Origin of the sequence: Aeromonas sp. Y293-4, from assembly GCF_027705905.1 — a bacterium.
Taxonomy (GTDB): domain Bacteria; phylum Pseudomonadota; class Gammaproteobacteria; order Enterobacterales; family Aeromonadaceae; genus Aeromonas; species Aeromonas veronii.
The window spans coordinates 33,294-37,397 of the sequence record NZ_JAPDCI010000027.1; the positions used below are offsets into that span (position 1 = coordinate 33,294).

General features: G+C 59.6%; 6 protein-coding genes. 4 read left to right on the forward strand and 2 right to left on the reverse strand.

The window, feature by feature from the left end; translation table 11 throughout:
* Positions 1 to 420: hypothetical protein (locus OKC31_RS20185; protein WP_270657521.1), on the reverse strand; the 420-nt coding region annotated here is incomplete at its 3' end.
* A 300-nt stretch (positions 421 to 720) separates the two neighbouring features.
* Between OKC31_RS20185 and OKC31_RS20190 the strand changes: the two genes are divergently transcribed.
* The 3 genes from OKC31_RS20190 (at position 721) to OKC31_RS20200 (ending at position 3,383) form a co-directional block, all read left to right on the forward strand.
* Positions 721 to 1,650 (forward strand): hypothetical protein, encoded by a 930-nt coding sequence (locus OKC31_RS20190; protein WP_270657522.1) that lies wholly within the window; start codon positions 721 to 723, stop codon positions 1,648 to 1,650.
* A gap of 187 nt (positions 1,651 to 1,837) precedes the next feature.
* Positions 1,838 to 2,050, forward strand: a complete 213-nt coding sequence (locus tag OKC31_RS20195; RefSeq protein WP_270657523.1) for a hypothetical protein — start codon at positions 1,838 to 1,840, stop codon at positions 2,048 to 2,050.
* 910 nt (positions 2,051 to 2,960) lie between these two features.
* Positions 2,961 to 3,383: a hypothetical protein gene (locus OKC31_RS20200; protein ID WP_270657524.1), complete on the forward strand. Its 423-nt coding sequence runs from the start codon at positions 2,961 to 2,963 to the stop codon at positions 3,381 to 3,383.
* Positions 3,384 to 3,586: 203 nt separating this feature from the next.
* On the opposite strand, the gene tnpA is transcribed toward OKC31_RS20200, so the two are convergent.
* A complete protein-coding gene (gene tnpA, locus OKC31_RS20205) occupies positions 3,587 to 3,991 on the reverse strand; it encodes an IS200/IS605-like element ISAs26 family transposase (RefSeq protein ID WP_270657525.1) in 405 nt (134 codons plus the stop codon).
* Positions 3,992 to 4,048: 57 nt separating this feature from the next.
* On the opposite strand from tnpA, the gene OKC31_RS21725 reads away from it, so the two are divergent.
* Positions 4,049 to 4,104, forward strand: a 56-nt coding sequence (locus OKC31_RS21725; protein WP_210557697.1) for a helix-turn-helix domain-containing protein, incomplete at its 3' end; no start/stop codon positions are given.

Genomic DNA, 4,104 nt, shown 5'->3' on the forward strand with positions numbered 1-4,104 from the left:
GCCCCTGTGGTCGAGCAGGCCCCTGTGGTCGAGCAGGCCCCGGCGGTCGAGCAGGCCCCGGGGGTCGAGCAGGCCCCGGCGGTCGAGCAGGCCCCTGTGGTCGAGCAGGCCCCGGGGGTCGAGCAGGCCCCGGCGGTCGAGCAGGCCCCTGTGGTCGAGCAGGCCCCGGCGGTCGAGCAGGCCCCGGCGTTCGAGCAGGCCCCGGGGGTCGAGCAGGCCCCGGCGGTCGAGCAGGCCCCTGTGGTCGAGCAGGCCCCTGTGGTCAAGCAGGCCCCGGCGGTCGAGCAGGCCCCTGTGGTCGAGCAGGCCCCGGCGGTCGAGCAGGCCCCTGTGGTCGAGCAGGCCCCGGCGGTCGAGCAGGCCCCGGCGGTCGAGCAGGCCCCGGCGGTCGAGCAGGCCGCTGCCCCGGGGTCGGAACATCCACAAGCAAAGGCCACAAGTGGTGAGCCAGTGCCGACTTTGCGGGTCAATCTCACCCCATCGACAATACGAAGGGCCAAGTATCTGAACCAGAAGTCCGAGGCCCCATCTCAGAACACATTGCCTGAGGCCGCTGGAACGCCACCTGGGCGCATTGGCGGCGAAGTTGATGCACCTACCGCGCAACCATCCTCCGAGGCTCCAGAGAGCGAAACAGAGCTTGCTGGCGAGATTTCGCAGGAGCGCACAGGCCGCAGGCGGCAACGTAAGGGCAATGGACAATCGGTTACTGTTGATAGGATGCCCGTACAGGCAGCCCACCAGCCAGCCCCCGAGCAGGTAGCCCACCAGCCAGAGCCGGAGGCGACCCCCGAGCAGGTGGCCCACCAGCCAGAGCCGGAGATCGTTGAGGCTTACCCCGGTGAGGTTGTGGAGAGAGCGACCCAGTGGTTGCAGTGGTGTGGTGCACAGCGAGAGCAGGGCGTGATGATGTACCACACTGACGGCGATAGAACATACCTGAGGGTTGAGAGCTTGGCTGACAACCTCATGGTTGAGCTTGACCGTCTCGTTTCATGGCTTGCCAAGGCTGGGATGATCCAATCTCTGCCAGGTGACCATGCGGAGACCGTCCCTGGATCCCATCACTTGGTCGTTCTGGCTATGGATGGATGGCAGGGCAGATTCAGCCTCCTGTCGCAGAAGGGATACGACACCATGCTCCAGGCTTTGGCTGAACGGGCGGGCGATAGACCTGCACCCAGGGCAAAGCCAAAGGCACAGGGGAAAATCCGCAGGCCCCGTGACAACAAAGTGGCACGAGCTCTCTGCTTTGATGAGGACGACATTGTTGAGCTAGACCCACCAGCCATCACCATGCCTTACGACTGGCAGGTACCGGCGGAGGAGCCTGGGAAAATATCAGAGGAAGACAACCAGCAAACAGAGGGCGTCCAGCACGACATGAACCAAGCTGCCATGAACGCGGCTGTCGGAGGTGGCGTAAATCGGCTGGCGGAGTTGCAAAACCTTCTGGCCATGATGGAGCTGCATCATGGCAAGCGCCGGAAGTATCTCGCTGCCAGAATCAAGCTAGAGGGGTTCATTGGCCTTGAGGTTGACTACTTCGACAAAGAGACGCGTGGGGCTATAGAGTTCCCACTGGGAGAGATAGCGGAGTTCAAGCAGCAGATAGAGGGCAGGTGGTATTACGTCATACCGACGACGTAATTTTAACCACAGGTTGTGGGTTTTATATCCCCAGAATCTGTGGACAAGTCGAGAGATGACAGCAAGGGGCTCCGGGATGGGGCCCTTTTTTTATGTTCCTCACCCCTCCTTTCAGTCTGTCCTTTCAGGAGTCGACAACGAGGAGATCATGATCCCACAGTGCTGTCCGGGTGAGAGATGTGAGGTCGTGGTGGGACATCGAGGCCACTGGTACCCGGCAGCGCGGCTGCTGGTCAAGCCGGTGGGGGTCGTGGTGGGACATTGGCCCGATGTCGGAACCCGAGCCGCGTTGCCGCCGGGCCGTCGTGCCGGGCTGGCCACCGGGTTTCGCCTGGGACGGGAGTCTGCCGGTCGAGCTGGTGGCTGTCGGGGTTGGACTTTGGCTGATGTCGAAACCTGAGCCACGTTGCCGACGGGCCGGTGCCGGGCTGGCCACCAGGCGCCTGGTACTGGAGACGCCGGTCTGCTGGTGGTTGTCGCAGTGGGACATTGGCCCGATGTCGGTACCGGGATAGCCTGGCCGTCGTGCCGGGCTGGCCACCGGGTTTGCCTGGAACGGGAGTCTGCCGGTCGAGCCAGTGGGTGTCGTGCTGGGACATCATAGCCTCCCCTCTGCCGGTGTTCGCCTGGACGCGGAGCGAGTACCGGCATGGCCAGGGATGACCGGGTGTTGGATAGGGTCATCGTCCCAATGTCGGCCCCGGTGTGCGCCGGGGAAGTGCGCGGGTGTCGTGGTCGGACATTCACCGGATGCTGGTGTTGGTATGTTGCTTGGTCTCCGGGTTCGCCTGGTGCGGGAGGTAGAGGAATTAGGTAGGACGTAAACTGGCGTAAGCGCCAAGATAGGTGAGCCCCCTTTGCAACCGGTCGCCTGGAACAGGAGCCTCCGGTCTAGCTGGTGGGTGTCGGGGTTGGACATTGGCCCGATGTCGGTACCGGCGGTCACCTGGCCACGCGGTTACCTGGTGCTGGAGTCGCCGGTGGGGTTGATGGTTGTAGCCGCCGGACATTAACCGTATGTCGGGGCCGGGCGGGTGCCGAGCTTGGCCACCGGGGTTAGCCTGGAACGGGAGCTACCGGTCTAGCTGGTGGGTGTAGGGGTTGGACTTTGTGTGCGGGCTACCGATGAGCCAAGCGATGGTGGTTGTGGTTAGGGCCGCCAGCAGTAAGCATCGTCGAGTGATCTCCACCCACGGCAAGCAATCCATGGGGTATCTCGACAAGAAAATGATAAATGCGATGGACTATCCGCAAGGGATAACGGATAATGTTTTACGATAAATGGTTATCATAAATTTGTGAGATTGAACATGTCTGGTGAAATCGTTAAGACCATCGTTTCATGGGTGCGCAGCTATGTCGGCTTTGATCCCGTTGCACGCGCAGTGGTGATCGACCTCACTGCTGAGGATATTGCACGGATACGCTACCTATCCGCAACCACCCAAGAGCTTGGCTTGCAGCGAGTCACCCAGTACAGCTACACAACCCACTGGAGCTGCAAGTGCTATGAGGGTGAGGTGGAGGATGGTGCCAGCCACGAAGAAGCTATGAATGCCCTGCGTCAATCCCTGGCAAGAGTCGAGGTTGAGGAACTGCATGTCTGGGACAACATGTTCCACTACTCAAGCTACGTCGAGGACTCCGATTCCGTCCTCGTGGAGTGCGCGGCGATCCCCGTCTCGGTTCTCGATAGCGACGAGCCATTCCATGTTGTCCGGTACTGCGATTAACTGGCTACCAAGCCTAGCCTCCCCTACAAAAATCAGAGCGAAGAAGAATGAAATTCAACATCGAAGTAGACAAGAGCATGGTCGGCCATACCCTCTTTGCAGTTGGCCAGTACAATGCCAAGCCGCGTGGCGAAGAAAACCCCATCTTAAATGCGAAAGGGGACTCCCTCCGACGTAGGTGGGAGGGGAATTTCGCCGGGGCGTCAGCCCCGCTGGTTTTGAATGTATTGCTTGATCACCTCCAACGGTGCTCCGCCGCAAGAGCCCGCAAAGTAAGAGCGTGACCAGAGTACGGGTTTGCTGTAAGCACCTCTCAAGTCCAGAAATTCATTACGCAGTCGCCTTGATGTGACCGCCTTTAACGAGTTCACCAGTACCGATAGCTGTACCGTTGGCGCGTACTCTATCAGCATGTGAACATGATCAGCCTCTCCGTCACACTCTTTCAGTTCCGCACCAAAATCTCTGCAAACCTCTGCCGCACACTGACTGAAGGAAGCGTGATGCAGATCCCCCAATATCGGCTTTCGATACTTGGTGATAAACACCAAATTTACGTGCAAAGCGTAGGCCGCATGGCGTGATTTATTAATTTTAGTGAATTGCATTCTGTCACTCAATCGGGCTTAATAGATATGGCAATGATGCTACACACTGAGCGCTAAATGCAAATTCTGAAAGCCTACAAATTCCGACTCGAACCGACCGAACAACAAGCGCA